Origin of the sequence: Pseudomonas crudilactis (assembly GCF_013433315.1) — a bacterium.
GTDB lineage: Bacteria > Pseudomonadota > Gammaproteobacteria > Pseudomonadales > Pseudomonadaceae > Aquipseudomonas > Aquipseudomonas crudilactis.
In genome coordinates, this window is record NZ_WXVV01000003.1 from 15,955 (window position 1) to 33,097 (window position 17,143).

The 17,143-nt window shown below is 59.8% G+C and carries 15 protein-coding genes; 14 read left to right on the forward strand and 1 reads right to left on the reverse strand.

Going from position 1 to position 17,143, the window contains the following annotated elements:
* The 10 genes from waaC to GTU76_RS04610 all read left to right on the forward strand — a co-directional run bounded on the left by waaC (position 1) and on the right by GTU76_RS04610 (position 10,726).
* Positions 1-1,062, forward strand: coding sequence for a lipopolysaccharide heptosyltransferase I (gene waaC / locus GTU76_RS04565; protein WP_180698146.1), 1,062 nt, complete (start codon positions 1-3; stop codon positions 1,060-1,062).
* Positions 1,062-2,183 (forward strand): glycosyltransferase family 4 protein, encoded by a 1,122-nt coding sequence (locus GTU76_RS04570; protein ID WP_180698147.1) that lies wholly within the window; start codon positions 1,062-1,064, stop codon positions 2,181-2,183. The genes waaC and GTU76_RS04570 overlap by 1 nt, the downstream gene beginning before the upstream one ends.
* On the forward strand, positions 2,183-2,989 hold the full coding sequence (gene rfaP / locus GTU76_RS04575; protein WP_180698148.1) for a lipopolysaccharide core heptose(I) kinase RfaP: 807 nt from the start codon (positions 2,183-2,185) through the stop codon (positions 2,987-2,989). The genes GTU76_RS04570 and rfaP overlap by 1 nt, the downstream gene beginning before the upstream one ends.
* On the forward strand, positions 2,989-3,723 hold the full coding sequence (locus GTU76_RS04580) for a lipopolysaccharide kinase InaA family protein (RefSeq protein WP_016985661.1): 735 nt from the start codon (positions 2,989-2,991) through the stop codon (positions 3,721-3,723). The genes rfaP and GTU76_RS04580 overlap by 1 nt, the downstream gene beginning before the upstream one ends.
* Positions 3,720-4,472 (forward strand): lipopolysaccharide kinase InaA family protein, encoded by a 753-nt coding sequence (locus GTU76_RS04585; RefSeq protein ID WP_180698149.1) that lies wholly within the window; start codon positions 3,720-3,722, stop codon positions 4,470-4,472. The genes GTU76_RS04580 and GTU76_RS04585 overlap by 4 nt, the downstream gene beginning before the upstream one ends.
* On the forward strand, positions 4,472-5,923 hold the full coding sequence (locus GTU76_RS04590; protein ID WP_180698150.1) for a lipopolysaccharide kinase InaA family protein: 1,452 nt from the start codon (positions 4,472-4,474) through the stop codon (positions 5,921-5,923). The genes GTU76_RS04585 and GTU76_RS04590 overlap by 1 nt, the downstream gene beginning before the upstream one ends.
* A gap of 124 nt (positions 5,924-6,047) precedes the next feature.
* The gene (locus GTU76_RS04595) at positions 6,048-6,383 is read left to right on the forward strand and encodes a YceK/YidQ family lipoprotein (protein WP_180698151.1); all 336 of its coding nucleotides are present in this window, start codon (positions 6,048-6,050) and stop codon (positions 6,381-6,383) included.
* 171 nt (positions 6,384-6,554) lie between these two features.
* Positions 6,555-8,309 carry a carbamoyltransferase family protein gene (locus GTU76_RS04600; protein ID WP_093430132.1) on the forward strand — a complete coding sequence of 585 codons (1,755 nt, stop codon included), beginning with the start codon at positions 6,555-6,557 and terminating at the stop codon, positions 8,307-8,309.
* Positions 8,302-9,210 carry a glycosyltransferase family 2 protein gene (locus GTU76_RS04605; RefSeq protein WP_180698152.1) on the forward strand — a complete coding sequence of 303 codons (909 nt, stop codon included), beginning with the start codon at positions 8,302-8,304 and terminating at the stop codon, positions 9,208-9,210. The genes GTU76_RS04600 and GTU76_RS04605 overlap by 8 nt, the downstream gene beginning before the upstream one ends.
* Before the next feature lie 76 nt (positions 9,211-9,286).
* Positions 9,287-10,726 (forward strand): hypothetical protein, encoded by a 1,440-nt coding sequence (locus GTU76_RS04610; protein ID WP_343057410.1) that lies wholly within the window; start codon positions 9,287-9,289, stop codon positions 10,724-10,726.
* A gap of 2 nt (positions 10,727-10,728) precedes the next feature.
* On the opposite strand, the gene GTU76_RS04615 is transcribed toward GTU76_RS04610, so the two are convergent.
* Entirely contained in the window at positions 10,729-11,382 is a 654-nt protein-coding gene (locus GTU76_RS04615) for a lipopolysaccharide kinase InaA family protein (RefSeq protein WP_016985667.1), read from the reverse strand.
* A gap of 125 nt (positions 11,383-11,507) precedes the next feature.
* Between GTU76_RS04615 and msbA the strand changes: the two genes are divergently transcribed.
* The 4 genes from msbA to hldE all read left to right on the forward strand — a co-directional run bounded on the left by msbA (position 11,508) and on the right by hldE (position 17,109).
* On the forward strand, positions 11,508-13,328 hold the full coding sequence (msbA, locus tag GTU76_RS04620; protein ID WP_016985668.1) for a lipid A export permease/ATP-binding protein MsbA: 1,821 nt from the start codon (positions 11,508-11,510) through the stop codon (positions 13,326-13,328).
* Positions 13,322-14,218, forward strand: a complete 897-nt coding sequence (locus GTU76_RS04625) for a GNAT family N-acetyltransferase (protein WP_180698154.1) — start codon at positions 13,322-13,324, stop codon at positions 14,216-14,218. Before msbA ends, GTU76_RS04625 begins: the two co-directional genes overlap by 7 nt.
* A 4-nt stretch (positions 14,219-14,222) precedes the next feature.
* The gene (locus GTU76_RS04630; protein ID WP_180698155.1) at positions 14,223-15,623 is read left to right on the forward strand and encodes a PIG-L deacetylase family protein; all 1,401 of its coding nucleotides are present in this window, start codon (positions 14,223-14,225) and stop codon (positions 15,621-15,623) included.
* A gap of 64 nt (positions 15,624-15,687) precedes the next feature.
* A complete protein-coding gene (gene hldE / locus GTU76_RS04635; RefSeq protein ID WP_016985671.1) occupies positions 15,688-17,109 on the forward strand; it encodes a bifunctional D-glycero-beta-D-manno-heptose-7-phosphate kinase/D-glycero-beta-D-manno-heptose 1-phosphate adenylyltransferase HldE in 1,422 nt (473 codons plus the stop codon).
* The last annotated feature ends 34 nt before the right edge of the window (positions 17,110-17,143 follow it).

The following is a 17,143-nucleotide window of genomic DNA, read 5'->3' on the forward strand; positions in this document are numbered from 1 at the left end:
TTGCGGGTACTGCTGATCAAGACTTCATCGCTGGGCGACGTGATTCATGCGTTGCCGGCGCTGACCGATGCCGCCCGGGCCATTCCCGGGATCAAGTTCGACTGGGTCGTGGAAGAAGGCTTTGCCGAGATTCCGACCTGGCACCCGGCCGTTGGCAAAGTGATTCCGGTGGCGATCCGCCGCTGGCGCAAGAACATCTGGAAAACCATCACCAGTGGCGAGTGGAAACGCTTCAAGCAAAGCGTGCGCGCGAACAAATACGATTTGGTGATCGACGCCCAAGGCCTGCTGAAAAGCGCCTGGCTGACCCGTTACGTCAAAGCGCCGGTGGCGGGCCTTGATAAAGGTTCGGCCCGCGAACCGATGGCGTCGCGGTTCTACGATCGCAAGTTGGCCGTGGCCCGTGGTCAGCACGCTGTCGAGCGTGTGCGGCAGTTGTTCGCCATCGCCCTCGGTTACGACTTGCCCAAAGGTTTGGGCGACTACGGCCTCAACGTCGAGCGCTTGGTCGAGCTGCCGCGCAAAAACGCCTTTGTGGTGTTCCTGCACGGCACCACGTGGGACACCAAACACTGGCCGGAAAGTTACTGGCGTGAACTGACCGAACGCGTCGGCTACCTCGGCGTCGGCGTCAAACTGCCGTGGGGCAACCCGCAGGAAAAGGCTCGTGCCGAACGCATCGCTGCCGGTTTCAAGCACGCCGAAGTGCTGCCAAAACTCAATCTGGCCGGCGTCGGCAAAGTTCTCGCCGGCGCGCAAGCGTGCGTCGCGGTGGACACCGGTCTCGGCCACTTGGCCGCCGCGCTGGATGTGCCGACCATTTCGCTGTTCGGCCCGACCAACCCGGGTCTGACCGGCGCTTACGGCAAATTGCAGATTCACCTGGCCAGCGACTTCCCGTGTGCGCCGTGCCTGCAGAAGAGATGTACCTATCAACCGACCGCGCAGGATGCCCGTCAGTTTGACCTGAAGCGTGAGCAGCCTTTGTGTTTCACGCGTCTGAACCCCGAGCGTGTCGCCAGCCGACTGAGCACGTTGTTAATGGCTGAGGAGCTGCGCTGATGCAATTGGCATTCGTCCTGTACAAATATTTCCCGTTCGGTGGCTTGCAGCGCGACTTCATGCGCATCGCCCTCGAATGCCAGAAACGCGGGCACCAGATTCGCGTCTACACACTGATCTGGGAAGGCGACGTGCCGCCCGGTTTCGAGGTGCTGGTAGCGCCGGTCAAGGCGTTCTTCAATCACCGCCGCAACGAAAAACTCAGTGCGTGGATGGAAGCGGATCTGGCCAAGCGTCCGGTCGACCGCCTGATCGGCTTCAACAAGATGCCCGGTCTGGACGTTTATTACGCCGCCGACGGCTGCTTCGAAGACAAGGCGCAGAACCTGCGTAATTCGCTGTACCGCCGCTGGGGTCGTTATCGCCACTTTGCCGAGTATGAGCGCGCAGTGTTCGCCAAAGACGCGAAGACCGAAGTGCTGATGATTTCCGAAGTGCAGCAGCCGCTGTTCATCAAGCATTACGACACGCCGCTTGAGCGTTTCCATCTGCTGCCACCGGGCATCGCTCAGGATCGCCGCCGTCCGGCAGATGCTGACGAAATTCGCGCCGGTTTCCGCGCCGAATTCAACCTGAAGGACGATGAACTGCTGCTGGTGCAGATCGGCTCCGGGTTCAAGACCAAGGGTGTTGATCGCAGCCTGAAAGCGCTGGCCGCATTGCCCGCCGAACTGAAGAAACGCACCCGGCTGTTTGTAATCGGCCAGGATGACCCCAAATTGTTCCAGATGCAGAGTGCAACTTTAGGTCTGGGCGACAATGTGACGTTCCTCAAGGGCCGCAGCGATATTCCGCGTTTCCTGCTCGGTGCCGATCTGTTGATCCACCCGGCGTACAACGAAAACACCGGTACCGTGCTGCTTGAAGCGCTGGTTGCCGGTTTGCCGGTGCTGGTCAGCGCGGTCTGCGGTTACGCCCATTACATCGCCGAGGCCGACGCCGGGCGAGTGCTGGACGAGCCGTTCGATCAGGCGCAACTGACGCAATACCTGACTGAAATGTTGCATGACGACGCTGCACGCGCGGCCTGGAGCCGCAATGGTCTGGCCTTCGCCGAGACGGCCGACCTTTACAGCATGCCGCAGCACGCGGCCGATGTGATTCTGGCGGAGCACGCTTAATGAAGTTGATGCTGGCTGAACCGTTCAAAAGCCTTTGGGCCGGGCGCGATCCGTTCGCCGAAGTCGAAGGCTTGCAGGGCGAGGTATACCGCGAGCTGGAAGCGCGTCGGACACTGCGCACGGAAGTCGACGGCAACGGCTTTTTCGTCAAGATCCACCGCGGCATCGGCTGGGGCGAAATCTTCAAAAACCTGCTGACTGCCAAGCTGCCGGTACTCGGCGCAGGCCAGGAGTGGCAAGCCATCCAGCGTCTGCGGGAAGTCGGCGTGCCTACCATGACCGCTGTTGCCTACGGCGAGAAGGGCAGCAACCCGGCGGATCAGCACTCGTTTATCGTCACCGAAGAACTGGCGCCGACCATCAGCCTTGAAGACTTTAGTATCGACTGGATCAAGCAGCCGCCGGAGCCAAAACTCAAGCGCGCGCTGATCGCTGAAGTCGCGCGCATGACCGGTATGATGCACCGCGCCGGCGTCAATCACCGCGACTGCTACATCTGCCACTTCCTGTTGCACACCGATAAACCGGTGACGCCGGAAGATTTCAAACTCTCGGTGATCGACCTGCACCGCGCCCAGACCCGAGCGAAGATCACTCAGCGCTGGCGCAACAAGGATCTGGCGGCGCTGTATTTCTCCGCGCTGGACATCGGCCTGACCCGCCGCGACAAACTGCGTTTCCTCAAAGGCTATTTCCAGCAACCGCTGCGCCAGATTCTGGCTGAAGAAGCGCCGCTGTTGAGCTGGCTGGAAGGCAAAGCGAACAAACTCTATGCGCGTAAACAGCGCTACGGGGATGCGCTCTGATGGCGGGTTGGACGCTTGAGCCGCAATACAGCGAGCTCGCCGAAGACTTTGGCAGCCTCGAAGCCGTGTTTGCGTTGCAAGGTGAACGCCTGACCCGTGACCCGCTGTCGGAAGTCATCCGCGTGCAGCGCAATGGCGTCAACTATTACGTCAAACGCTATGTCGGTGCCGGTAAAGGCTTGCGTCGTTACCTCGGCAAGCCACGGGTGAAGATGGAATGGCAGAACCTCAAGCGCTTCGCCAAGTGGGGCATTCCCACCGCTGAAGTGGTCGCCTGGGGCCTGGAACGACGTGGCGCGGCGTATGATCGCGGCGCCATGATCACCCGCGAATTGCCCAACACCGAAGACCTTTCGGCGCTTGCCGAGCGCAAGGATCCGAAGCTCAAGGATGGCGCCTGGGTCGACGCTGTCAGCCGGCAACTGGCCGGTTATACCCGGACGATGCATGATCACCGATTTACCCATAACGATCTGAAATGGCGCAACCTGTTGATCGATGAGCAGGCGCGGATATTTCTGATCGATTGCCCTAACGGCGAGTTCTGGCGCGGCTTCTGGCTCAAGTATCGGATCACCAAGGATCTGGCCTGTCTCGATAAACTCGCCAAATACCACCTGTCCAATACCCAACGCCTGCGCTTCTATAAGCAATACCGCCAGTGCGATCGGCTTGATAGCGCCGACAAGAAACGGATTCGGCACGTGGTGAGATTTTTCGAGGGACGCGAATGACTGATTTTCTCGCTGCTGAAGACCGCGCGCTGCTTGAGCGTCACGGGCTGGGCACTTTTGATGCGCTATGGTCGAAACAACTTGAGGCTGTGGACGAACCCAATACCGCCCGTGGCGGTTGGAGCAGTGTCTTCCGTCTGGACCTGGAGGGGCAGGGTTATTACCTCAAGCGCCAGAGCAACTACCTGACGCGCACCTTGCACGCGCCTTTCGGCGAGCCCAGTTTTGCCCGCGAGTTTCGCAATATCAGTCGTTATCGCAAGCTCGGTATTCCAGCACTGCAGGCGGCGTTTTTCGGTGAGCGCAAGGTCGACGGCGAAGTTCGCGCGATCCTGCTAACCCGCGCGCTGGACGGCTGGAGCGATCTGGAGTCGCTCTTGCAGCGTTGGGCGCAGCTCAGTGCCGCAGAGCATTCGGCGATCCTCAAGGCCTGCGGATTGCTGGCGCGACATCTGCACGGTGTGCGTCAGGTGCACGGCTGCTTCTATCCCAAACATATTTTTCTGCGGGCTACCGGTGACGGGTATCAGGCGCAATTGATCGACCTGGAAAAAACCCGGCCTCTGTTGTTCGGCATGCGCGACCGGATCAAGGATCTGGAGCCGCTGCAACGCCGCGCGCCGGAATGGAACGAAGCGCAACTGCGTGAGTTGCTGGCGGCTTATCTCGATCAGTCGACCGATAGCACGTTGCTCGACAGCTGGCTCGGCCGGCTGACCGCGCGCCGTAGTCACAAGGAGACCCGCTGATGCAATTGTCCGAGCTGGCCGCTGTCGGGCGAGCCCCGCAACTGCCGCTGACGGTGACTCTGGCTGATGCCGCTGGCAGTGCGGATCTGCAATTGCTGAGTCTGCTGCGAGTCCTGCCGGGGCAGCGTTACGTTGGCGCCGGTGTCTGGCGCGGGCGTCCGGTGCTGGCCAAATTGCTGGTGGGCGCTAAGGCTGCCCGACATTTCCAGCGCGAGCTGGAAGGCGTGCGCTTGCTGGCCGCGCAAGGCATGACGACACCGTTACTGCTGGCCGATGGTTTGAAAAATGGCGAAGGTGGCTGGCTGCTGTTCGATTTCCTTGAGGGTGCCGAAAGCCTCGGCGATGCCTGGGGGAAAGTCGAGTCGCTACCGGTATTGGCCGACGAGCAATCGGCGGTGTTGGCCGAGGCGCTGGGCGCCATTGCACAGTTGCACGGCAAGGGGCTTTGGCAGGAAGACCTGCATCTGGACAATCTGCTGCGTCACGGCGGCCAGTTGTACTTGATTGACGGTGCCGGTATTTGTGCCGAGACCGCCGGCCAGCCGCTATCGCGACAAAAAGTCCTGGAAAACCTCGGGGTGTTTTTCGCCCAGTTACCCAAGGCGCTGGAGCCGTTCACTGAAGAGCTGCTGGTGTATTACCTGTTGAGCAACAGCGAACACGCGTTGCCGCTGGAAGCCTTGCAGAAACAGATCGACAAAGTGCGTCGCTGGCGTTTGAAAGACTTCCTGATCAAGGTCGGTCGCGAGTGCACGCTATTCAGTGTGCAGCGTGGAGCGTTCGCTCTGCGCGCGATCCGTCGCGAAGAAGAATCAGCCATGCTGCCGGTACTGGAGCAAGCCGATGCGTTGCTCGATCAGGGCCATCTGTACAAGACCGGTGGTGCGGCGAGCGTCGGCAAGGTTCAGGCCGGTGCGCGCACGCTGGTCATCAAGCGCTACAACATCAAGGGTTTTGCGCATTGGCTCAAGCGTTTCTGGCGGCCGAGTCGGGCGTGGCATTCGTGGCGCGAAGGCAATCGCCTGGCGTTCCTCGGGATCGCCACGCCCAAGCCGCTGGCGGTACTGGAAAAGCGCTTCTTGTGGCTGCGCAGTCGTGCGTATCTGGTGACTGAGTTCCTTTCGGGGCCGGATATCATCGAGCGCTTTGCGCCGTATGTTGAAAATGGCCAGGCACCGGAAGCGGAGCTGCAGGCGCTGGATCAGTTGTTCGCCAGATTGATTGACGAGCGCATCAGCCACGGCGACTTCAAGGGGCATAATCTGTTCTGGCAGCAGGATCGCTGGGCGCTGATCGATCTTGACTCGATGTGTCAGCATGGATCGGTCGGCAGTTTCGCGCCGGCCTATGCCCGTGACCGTGCGCGATTCATGCGCAACTGGCCGGAAAGCAGCGCACTGTACAAGGTCATAGATCAGCGTTTGCCCAAAGAGATCTCCAGCGCGGTCTGAGTCAAACCACTACAGCAGTAGAGGACAAGATTCAGCGACTTGTCCTACAGCTTCTCCAGAAGTCATGAACTGTGCCCCGTTCAGCCCCGATGCTAATTTGCCCAACGACCTTGGAGGGCAGATATTGATCATTAAAAAAGCTGCAATGTTGGCTGCAATTTCCTGGCTTTTAGTTGGCTGCGGCAGTGTTCTGACCGTACTGCAGGACGATGCCGATGTCGCTCGGGACATGCGCAAGCAGAAAACCTACTGCCAATCCATCCCTCATATTTACAGTGGTCTGGCCTTCGACTTCTGCGTATTGAACGCGCCTCCTGATCCCAGCGGATTTCTTGTGCCATTCGTGCTGCTGGACCTGCCATTGTCCGCTGTATTCGATACAGTAGCGCTGCCCTATACGGTTTATCGTCAGGTCACCCACGGTAACCTTGGTATTTACTGGCGCAAGGGCGGTTATTGAGGCACAGGGCAAGGTTTCTCCGAACCATTCACCCTGGGGCAATCGCGCAGGGTAATTCCCCACTCGTTTACGCTATAATCCCGCCCTTTAGCTGTCACTCGCCGTGTGCGAGGGCACATCAATATTCAAGGCGCATCGCGCCTGCACGCAGACTAAAGAGGCTAGACCCCTGTGGCATTGACGATTCTTGGCCTGTCCGGCGCCCTTAGCCATGACCCTTCAGCAGCCTTGTACATCGACGGCAAGCTGGTGGCGGCGGCTGAAGAAGAGCGTTTCGTACGTGATAAGCATGCAAAGAACCGCATGCCCTACGAATCGGCGAAGTTCTGTCTTGAACAGGCCGGCATCAAGCCGTCCGATGTTGACGTGGTTGCGATTCCATTTGCTCCGATCAGTCTGTTCGGCAAGGCGCGCTGGCACTACGCCAAGCGTTACTGGTACGCGCCGGATCGAGCCCTTGATGCGATCCTGATGGGTAACCGTCGCTACAAGCGCTATCGCAACAAGATCGTCTGGTGCCTGGAGCAATTGGGTTTCGATCCGAAAAAGATCAAGATCGAGCCGGTCGAGCACCACTTGGCTCACGCCTCCAGCGCCTACCACTGCTCCGGTTTCAAAGAGAAAACCGCGATCCTCGGCATCGACGGCAAGGGCGAGTACGCCACGACCTTTTTCGGCTACGGCGAAAACGGCAAGATCCACAAGATCAAGGAATTCTTCGATCCGGACTCTCTCGGCGGCCTGTACGGTGCGATCACCGAATTCCTCGGTTTCGAGATGCTCGACGGTGAGTTCAAGGTCATGGGCATGGCGCCGTACGGTGACGCCAGCAAGTACGACTTCTCGCGTCTGGCCTCGTTCGAGAACGGTGAGCTGGTGATCAACACCGACTACGCCAACGTCATCGGCCTGCGTCGCTACAAAGAGAAGGGCAAAGGCTTCTACTTCTCGCCGAAGCTGATCGAATGGCTGGGCCCGAAACGCGAAGGCGATATCGCTGACGAGCCGTACATCCACTACGCCGCGAGCATGCAAGCGCTGTTCGAGAAACTGGCGTTGCAGATGATCGACCACTACCTGGGCGATGTGCTCAAGGAAACCGGCAAGCTGGCATTCGCCGGTGGCTGTGCGTTGAACGTCAAACTGAACCAGAAAATCATCGCCCGCGACGACATCAAAGAGCTGTTCGTGCAACCGGCATCCGGCGATGCCGGCACTGCGGTCGGCGCCGCTGCCTACGTGTCGCACGCTCGTGGCGTGCCGGTCGAGAAGATGGAGCACGTCTACCTCGGCCCGTCGTACAGCAACGAAGACGTGATCGCCGCCTGCGCCCGTCACGAGAACAAGCCGGCCTGGCGCAAGCTCGACAACATGCCGGAGCAGATCGCCAAGATCATGGTCGATGGCAACCCCGTGGCCTGGTTCCAGGGGCGCATGGAGTTCGGTCCGCGCGCACTCGGCGGTCGTTCGATCATCGGTTGCCCGAGCGTGGCCGGCGTGGCTGACCGGATCAACCACCAGATCAAGTTCCGCGAGCGCTGGAGGCCTTTCTGCCCGTCGATGCTCGACACCGTCGCGCCGCAAATGATCAAGATCGATCACCCGGCACCGTTCATGACCTTCACCTTCGAAGTGGCTGATGAGTGGAAGACCCGCGTGCCGGAAGTTGTCCACGAAGATGGCACCTCTCGCGCCCAGGTGCTCAAGCGCGAATACAACCCGCGCTACTACGACATGATGAAAGCGCTGGAAAATCTGACCGGTAATGGTGTGTCGCTGAACACCTCGCTCAACCGTCGTGGCGAACCGATGATCTGCTCGCCGACCGACGCGCTGAACATGTTTTTCGGCTCGGATCTGGAATACCTGATCATGGAAGATATTCTGGTCGTAAAAGAGGGTGTAAAAGGATACGAACTTGACTGAAACACTGATCAGCGTCGTCATTCCTGTTTACAACTATGCGCGAACCCTGCCCCGTGCAGTGGAGTCGGTGTTGGCGCAGTTGGATGAGGCGACGGCCGATCTGCTGGTCATCGACGATGGGTCGACGGACGAGACGCCTGAGGTGGTGGAGACGCTTCTGCTCAAGCATGGCGGGCGTTTTCGTGCGTTACGTAAAAGCAATGGCGGTTTGTCTACCGTGCGCAATCGGGGGCTGGAGGAGACGACCGGGCGGTTTCTGGTTTTCCTCGATTCCGATGACGAAATGGCGCCCGGCGCGCTGGCTGCGCTTTCACAGCATATTGTCAGCAACCCGCAAAGCCGGATGGTCATTGGCGCCCACTGGTCGGTGTTTGCCGACGGCAGGCGCAGCTTGCAGTCCGTCAAGCCCTTGCCGTTGACGGCCCGGCAATGTTTGCAGGGCTACCTGCTGGACAAGACCGTATCGATATCCAACGGCGCCTGCGCGATGCATCGAGACGTGTTCCAGCCCGGTAATTATCCTGAGCACTTGCGCAATGTCGAGGATCTGCCGGTGTTTGCCCAAGTGCTGGCGCGCTTCCCTTGCAGCGTTTTGGACAAGCCTCTGGCGCTGATCTACAAGCACGCCGACAGCATGCGTCATGATTTGCGCCAGAGCCTCGCTGCGGGTACGGAGCAGGTCGTGAGTGAGGTGTTTTCCAGTCAACGCATGCCTCAAGAGATGCACGACCTGCGTCAGGCATTTCTCGCGCAGCGCTGCCTGTCCCTTTTTCGCGACTGTTACTCCCACGGCGAATACGCTCTGGCCAAGGGCTTTTATTTTCAGGCATTGCGTGCAGACTGGCGCACGTTTTCGCGTTGGTCGTACACTCGCAAAGCTTTGCGGCTGCTGTTTCGGTAGATGGTTCGTGATGAACAGGCGCGTAATTTGTAACGCGTGTCGATGAGGTGACTGGGTGAAAGGTACGGGCAGTAAAGTGGCAACTCGAGTCTCCAGAATCATCGATGAATACCCGGTCTGGCTGGCATTTTCTGGCAGTGTCCTGCTCTCGCTGATTGCGGTTCTGGGGACTGCGACAGTCGGGCGAGATGCGGCGCTGTACATTGATATCGCGCAGCAAGTTACCGAGCAAGGGCCCAATGTGGCCTGGGCAGCTTTCGATTGGCCATGGTTCTCCTTTCTGCTGGCTGGTACGCATACCGTGCTGCGGTTACCTCTGGAGCTGAGTGCCTATCTCTGGTGTGGGCTGTTCTTTGCTGGCACCAGCGCGCTGATGGTGGACTGCGTCCGCCAGCGTTCTCCCCACGTCACCCGTTGGGCTTGCCTGGTGGTGCTGGCAATGCCGGCGGTCAATGCCTTTCGCAACGACATCATTCGTGAATGCGGTTTCTGGTTTTTCTGCACGCTGACGCTGTGGCTAGCGCTGCGCTGGCAGGCTCGGGGCGGCTGGCTGCGTGCGGCCTTGATTCATCTGGCAATTGTCGCGGCGGCCTTGTTCCGGCTCGAGGCCTTGTTGCTGGTACCTGCGTTGGCATTGTGGCAACTGCCCAATCTGTGGTCGTCGGCCAGGCGCGTGCAATTCTTTCAGTACTCACTGTTGCCGGTTCTGGGGCTACTGGCCGTCTCGGTGTCAGGTGTGCTCCTGTCCGCCCGCGTAATGCTTTATCTGGACATGATCGCACCTCATGGTGTGCTGTCTTCGTTTCAGATGTTGTGCGACCAGTTTGCCAATTCGCTCATCAACAAGTATTCCCAGGACGAGGCCGGGCGGATCATTTTCTTCGGCATTCTGGCGACCATGACCATCAGTTTCGTGAAGTTGATGGGGCCTTTCGCCGTTCCGTTCGTTCTGCGTCGCAACTGGGGCGTGTTGGGCATTTACTGGCGTGACTATCGCCCCTTCGCCTGGGCGGCGTTGCTGTATCTGGTGGTGCTGGTGCTGTTTTTCATCAAGCAACAGTTCATGAATACGCGCTACCTGAGCTTTTTGAATCTGTTGTTCGTACCAGTGCTGGCGATGGGGCTGGCGGCGTTTGTTCGCGAGTTTCCGCGTTTGGGCAAGTGGCTGGTGATCGTCGGCTTGCTGGTGATGCTGTCTAACGTCATTTCCTCCGGTGCCGGCAAAACCCACTACGTCGAGGCGGGTCGTTGGGTGTCCACCCATGTCGAACCGGGCGCGCCGACTTATTTCGAGGACGGGCGGATCAGCTATTACGCCGGTCGCGGCTACGCGATGCCAGTCCTGACCCAGGAAGAGGCCATGTCGGCGGCTCATGCCGGCGACTACCGCTATTTCGTCATCGAGGCGAAAGGGGAGGAACCGTGGCTGAATGAGTGGCTGGTTGCGCACCAGTTGCGCATCATCGAGCACTTCGCCAACCGTAAAGGCGCCACGGTGGTAGTCATCGGCCGCTAGGGTCAGCCCAGCAACGGGCGCAGGCGCGAGATCAGGGGTGCCTGCCGGTTGCTCGGCAGCGCTTGCCGGTAACCTTCAATAAACGTATCGCCGGCGTCCTGGCCAAGCAACCATTGCCGGTCTTCCTTGTAGCGCAGCAAGTGGGCGAAATTGCGCAGGCGTTTACTGTCGCTGAGTGCGCGCTTCTGGCAGCGCAGGTCGGCGATATCGATCAGGCCCAGGTGGTTGTCGGGCGTCAGCACGACGTTGCCAAAGTGCAGTGACCGGAAGTACACCCCTTTTTCGTGCAACTGCGCGAAATATGCACCCAGTTGAAATCTCAGGGAATCGCTCTCTTCGCTGGTGCCTTGTAACTGGCGCACGGTATTGCCCGCCAGTGGGCTGTAATACACGCCGTCGCGCTCAATGCTCGGGATACGGTACACCGCAATCACTTCGGGGCAGAGGATGCCGCGTTGTTCGAGGGCCCGGGTGTTGTCGGCAAAGCGTTGCGCATACGGGTAGAACAGTGCCGAACTGAGCAAGCGTTTGCGCCGGAACAGCTTGAGCATGCGTCCATCGGCCAATCTGAGCACCTTGTCGCCGGAGCCGTCGGCTTCCAGTACGTGTGCACCGGCGCGCAGTGCCTCGTAAGTGCTGTGATCAATCGATTGCATATCGGGCTCCCCATCATTAGCGGGGTATCTTAACCGACTTGGTCAAGGGCTGGCTTGAAGTCATGTTTATCGGGGAAAAAACGCGTGTGATATCATCCCCGCCTCACTGAATTGTGCGGATCACCATGAGCAGTCCTGAACCGAAAGCCCAGTCAACGCTGGCGATCTATTTCCGCCTTTTGGCTTACGTGCGGCCTTATGCCGGTCTCTTCCTTCTCAGCATCGTCGGGTTTCTGATCTTCGCATCGACTCAACCGATGCTCGCTTACATCCTCAAGTACTTTGTCGACGGTCTGGCCAATCCTGAGGCCAGCCTGTTCCCGGGCAACCCTTATCTGGGCAAATTGCAGCTGCTCGAAACCGTGCCGCTGATGATTGTCCTCATTGCGCTGTTACAGGGCGTGGGTTCGTACCTTGGCAACTTCTTCCTGGCCCGGGTTTCCCTGGGGCTGGTGCACGATCTGCGGGTCGTGCTGTTCAACAAGTTACTGGAGTTGCCCAACCGGTTCTTTGACAAAAACAACTCGGGCCACCTGATTTCGCGGATCACCTTCAACGTGACGATGGTCACCGGCGCGGCGACAGACGCGATCAAGGTAGTCATTCGTGAAGGCATGACCGTGATTTTCCTGTTCTGCACCCTGTTGTGGATGAACTGGAAACTCACACTGGTGATGGTGGCCATCCTCCCGGTGATCGGCATCATGGTGAACAGCACCAGCCGCAAATTCCGCAAGCAAAGCAAAAAGATCCAGGTGTCGATGGGCAACGTCACGCACGTCGCCTCCGAGACCATTCATGGTTACCGCGTCGTACGCAGCTTCGGTGGCGAGCACTATGAAAAGACGCGTTTTCGCGAGGCCAGCCAGAGCAACACTGACAAGCAACTGACGATGACCAAGACCGGTGCGGTCTACACGCCGATGCTGCAACTGGTGACCTACAGTGCCATGGCCGTGGTCATGTTCCTGGTGCTCTACCTTCGCGGCGATGCGTCTCCGGGTGATCTGGTTGCCTACATCACCATGGCCGGTTTGTTGCCAAAACCTATTCGTCAGCTCTCGGAGGTCAGCTCGACCATCCAGAAGGGTGTGGCCGGTGCCGAAAGTATTTTCGAGCAACTGGATGAGCCGGCTGAAGTGGATCAGGGCACGGTCGAGCATGATCGCCTTGAGGGCCGCCTGGAAGTGCGTAACCTCAGCTTTCAGTACCCGGACACCGACAAACAGGTGCTCGACGACATCAGTTTTGTGGTCGAACCCGGACAAATGGTTGCATTGGTCGGCCGTTCGGGCAGCGGCAAGTCGACGCTTGCCGGTCTTATTCCGCGCTTCTATCAGCATGAGCAGGGCGAGATTCTGCTCGATGGCGTCCGTGTGCAGGACTTTACCTTGCACAGCCTGCGTCGCCAGATCGCTCTGGTGACCCAGCAGGTCACGCTGTTCAACGATACGGTGACCAACAACATCGCTTACGGCGATCTGGCCGGCGCGCCGTTCGATGAGGTCAAGCGAGCCGCCAGCGAGGCCTATGCCGACGAGTTCATCGCCAAGATGCCACAAGGCTACGAAACCCTGGTCGGCGAAAACGGCGTATTGCTCTCCGGCGGTCAACGCCAGCGCATTGCTATCGCCCGGGCCCTGCTCAAGGATGCTCCGCTGCTGATTCTCGACGAGGCCACCTCCGCCCTCGATACCGAATCGGAGCGGCACATTCAGGCGGCACTGGATCATGTGGTGCAGAACCGCACGACCCTGGTGATCGCCCACCGCTTGAGCACTATCGAGAAAGCCGACCTGATTCTGGTCATGGATGAAGGCCGGATTGTCGAGCGCGGCACCCACTCGCAGCTGCTGGAGCAGAACGGCTATTACTCCCGTCTGCACGCTAAAGAGTTTGAAGAGGGGGACGAGCCTCTGCCGGCCCACGCGACCAACGTATGCTGACGGTGTTTCGCAGCTTTCGTGAACGTGGCTGGACCGAAATCGACCAGGTTGCCTATGCTCGGGCCTGGCAGCGTTTCGGTGGCAGCTTCGCAACGCATCCTGACGTGGTCGAACGACTGTCGACGTTCGTAGGTATCGAACTGCGTTATCTGGGCTGGATCGTTGACGGTGATGTCGTGGCGGCCATTCCTTGCTGGGGGCGTCATGTCGCCTTGTCCAAGGAAGTGCTCAAGCGTGAGGGCAAGCGTGGCTTGCTGGACATGGGCAATGCGGAAATCATCCTGCCGATTGCACCCGATGTCTGCGTGCCGGTGCGTCAGCGCGTGGCGTATGTATCGCAGCTCAATGCCGAGCAGATCAGCACCTTGTCGCCACAGCCCGAAGGCCTGGCTCTGGCCCGACTGCCGGAAGAATATTCGAAGAAGTTCCGCTACAACCAGCGTCGCGAGCAGCGTCTGCTGGAAGAGGCGGGCGGATCGCTGGTGCCGATGTCCGACCTCTCGCCACAGGAACAGGCCGCCGCATACGGCGATCTGTTTCAGCGCCGTTGGGGCTTCGAGGTGCCGGGCAAGGCCGGGCTGGTTGAGGTCTTTACCTTGCTGCGCGAGTTTATGACCGGTTCCGTGGCGATGCTCGATTCGACACCGGTGGCCATTCAGGTGCTGTACCGCGTCGAGGCCCCGCAATGGGTTTCGCTGGAGTACATCAACGGTGGCGTCGACCCGCAGAGCCGCGAGTTCAGTCCCGGCAGTGTGCTGAGTTTCGTCAACACCCAAGAGGCCTGGGCGCATGCGCAAGCGCTGGGCAAGCCTCTGCGCTATTCATTCGGTCGTGCCGACCGTGAGTACAAGGATCGCTGGTGCCACACGGTGCCGGTCTACAAGGTCTGAATTCATGAGTGCTCGCAAGCAACAGCTGCTCAAAGCCCATCGACGCAACAAGCGTCTGTTCCTGATCGCCTTTGTGCTGGCGCTGTTGCTGATTGGCGTGCTGATTGCCTGGTGGCTGGTGCCGCTGTTGCTGGTGCTGGCCTGGGTCGCTCACGAGGCCTGGTTCGCCGATCATTTGTTCTACCGGCCTGGCGACGACTATCAATACAACTTCCCGGCGCAAACCGTGCGGCAGACCGTGAGCCTTGAGGGCGGCATAGTACGCCTGAGCGAGCCGCTGGCGCAGGGCGAGACGCTGGTGCTCGAGCTTGAAGTGAGGTCCACCTGGCTGGGTCGTTGGTTCGATCCCCACGTTGAGGTGGGCGATGATCGCCAGGACCTCGAGCGTGGCGTCAGGGGCCGGCGTTTCATTAATCTGTCCGGGCAGGGCAATGCGTTGACGCAAGGTGCTCTGGCACTGCGTGGTCGATATTGCACGCCAGCGGCGACGGGGGTGCTGTGGGTCATGGCCAACCCTGACTACAGCCGCCAGCGGGTGATGGTCATCGCTCCCCATGCAGATGATGCCGAACTCGCTGCCTTTGGCCTGTACAGCCGGTGCGAAGAGGTCAGCATCGTCACCTTGACCCAAGGCGAGATCGAGGCTGAAGACTTGCAGCGTCTGGGCCTTGATCAAGCCGCAGCCGCACGCTTGAAGGGGCGTTTGCGCAGTTGGGACAGTCTGGTGATCCCGCTGTGGGGAGGTGTGCCTGCCGAGCGCTGCGTGCAATTGGGTTATTACTGCCTGCAACTGCCCTCGATGGCCGCAGAGCCTGCCCGGGCATTCGGTTCCCGTGAGTCGCAGGACAGCGACGTGCGCAGTGTACGCCAGCACAATCCATTGGCCCTTCCTGCCGATGTCGATGGGCAACCGAGCTGGCAAAATCTGCTGGGCGACCTGACGGCACTGCTTGAGCACTTTCGTCCGGAAGTGGTCGTCACACCGCATCCTGAACTTGATCCCCACAGCGATCACGTGGCCTCCACTCAAGCGCTGCTTGAGGCTATCGAGCTGAGCAACTGGAAGCCTGCAACCCTGCTGATGTACGCCAATCACCTGCACGACAACGATCGCTGGCCGATGGGCCCTGCCGGTGCCGGTATCGCGCTGCCGCCTGCTATCGAGCCATTGCCGGCCGACCGGTTGTGGAGCCCGCTGTTGTCAGTGGACGTGCAGCTGGACAAAGCCATGGCGCTGGCCATGGAGCATGATTTGCAGGGCGGGCAGGTGTTCAAGCGGCAATTGCGCCGCTGGATCCAGCAGGGGCTGGCTGGCCGTCGCTGGCCTGAAACAGGCAGTAACGAGTTTTTCCGCAAAGCGGTCCGGCGTCATGAATTGTTCTGGGTGCGCGACCTTTCAGATTGAGGCGGACGGCGCTTTACCCTGTGTTAATATCGCGCCCCTGTTCATTTTGTATGTGGGTTGCTCCATGAAGTTGTCCATGCCGCGTTTCGATCAAGCCCCGGTCTTGGTAGTCGGCGATGTCATGCTCGACCGTTACTGGCATGGCGGAACCTCACGGATTTCCCCTGAGGCGCCGGTGCCGGTCGTTAAGGTCGAGCAGATCGAAGATCGTCCGGGCGGTGCCGCGAACGTTGCCTTGAACATTGCCGCGCTGGGTGCGCCGGCGTCGCTGGTCGGTGTGACCGGCGACGACGAAGCCGCCGACAGCCTGAGCAACAGTCTCAAAGGCGCGGGCGTGCGCGCTCTGTTCCAGCGCATCGCGCACCAGCCAACCATCGTCAAGCTGCGGGTCATGAGCCGGCACCAGCAACTGCTGCGTATCGACTTTGAAGAGCCGTTCGCCACGGACGCCCTGGCCCTCGGTTCGCAGGTCGACGACCTGCTCGAAGGCATCAAGGTGCTGGTGCTATCCGATTACGGCAAAGGCGCCCTGAAAAACCATCAGGCGTTGATCCAGGCTGCCCGCGCGAAGAACATTCCGGTGCTGGCTGACCCTAAAGGCAAGGATTTTTCGATCTATCGTGGCGCCAGCCTGATCACGCCGAACCTCAGCGAATTCGAAGCCATCGTCGGCGGTTGCGTCGATGAGCACGAACTCGTCAGCAAGGGTGCGACGTTGATGCACGACCTCGAACTCGGCGCGCTGCTGGTAACGCGTGGCGAGCACGGCATGACCCTGCTGCGCCCGGACCAACCGGCGCTGCACCTGCCGGCCCGTGCCCGTGAAGTGTTCGACGTCACCGGTGCCGGTGACACCGTGATCTCTACCCTGGCCGCAGCGATTGCCGCCGGTGAAGACCTGCCCCACGCCGTTGCGCTGGCCAACCTGGCAGCAGGCATCGTGGTTGGCAAACTCGGTACAGCCGCCATCAGTGCCCCGGAACTGCGTCGCGCCATCCAGCGTGAAGAAGGTTCCGAGCGTGGTGTTCTGGGGCTGGAGCAATTGTTGCTCGCCGTGGCCGATGCTCGCGCGCACAACGAGAAGATTGTATTCACCAACGGCTGCTTCGACATTCTGCATGCCGGGCATGTGACCTACCTGGAACAGGCGCGGGCACAGGGCGACCGCCTGATTGTCGCAGTCAACGATGATGCTTCGGTAAGCCGTCTTAAAGGCCCGGGCCGTCCGATCAACAGCGTCGACCGGCGCATGGCCGTTCTCGCCGGCCTCGGCGCGGTGGACTGGGTGATCAGTTTCCCTGAGGGCACCCCGGAAAACCTGCTGCGCGAGGTCAAGCCGGACGTGCTGGTCAAGGGCGGCGATTACGGCATCGATCAGGTGGTCGGCGCAGATATCGTCACGGCTTATGGCGGCACCGTGAAGGTCTTGGGGCTTGTGGAAAACAGCTCGACAACTGCGATTGTCGAGAAGATCCGCAGTCGTTGATCAGATGAACTTTTACCGTTGTGTACTGCGTGTG

Bases quoted from the DNA above. Each gene is read 5' to 3' on its own strand.
- GTU76_RS04570 (WP_180698147.1), top strand. From the start codon at position 1,062: ATGCAATTGGCATTCGTCCTGTACAAATATTTCCCGTTCGGTGGCTTG.
- rfaP (WP_180698148.1), top strand. From the start codon at position 2,183: ATGAAGTTGATGCTGGCTGAACCGTTCAAAAGCCTTTGGGCCGGGCGC.
- GTU76_RS04580 (WP_016985661.1), top strand. From the start codon at position 2,989: ATGGCGGGTTGGACGCTTGAGCCGCAATACAGCGAGCTCGCCGAAGAC.
- GTU76_RS04585 (WP_180698149.1), top strand. From the start codon at position 3,720: ATGACTGATTTTCTCGCTGCTGAAGACCGCGCGCTGCTTGAGCGTCAC.
- GTU76_RS04590 (WP_180698150.1), top strand. From the start codon at position 4,472: ATGCAATTGTCCGAGCTGGCCGCTGTCGGGCGAGCCCCGCAACTGCCG.
- GTU76_RS04615 (WP_016985667.1), bottom strand. From the start codon at position 11,382: ATGCAATCGATTGATCACAGCACTTACGAGGCACTGCGCGCCGGTGCA.
- msbA (WP_016985668.1), top strand. From the start codon at position 11,508: ATGAGCAGTCCTGAACCGAAAGCCCAGTCAACGCTGGCGATCTATTTC.
- GTU76_RS04625 (WP_180698154.1), top strand. From the start codon at position 13,322: ATGCTGACGGTGTTTCGCAGCTTTCGTGAACGTGGCTGGACCGAAATC.
- GTU76_RS04630 (WP_180698155.1), top strand. From the start codon at position 14,223: ATGAGTGCTCGCAAGCAACAGCTGCTCAAAGCCCATCGACGCAACAAG.
- hldE (WP_016985671.1), top strand. From the start codon at position 15,688: ATGAAGTTGTCCATGCCGCGTTTCGATCAAGCCCCGGTCTTGGTAGTC.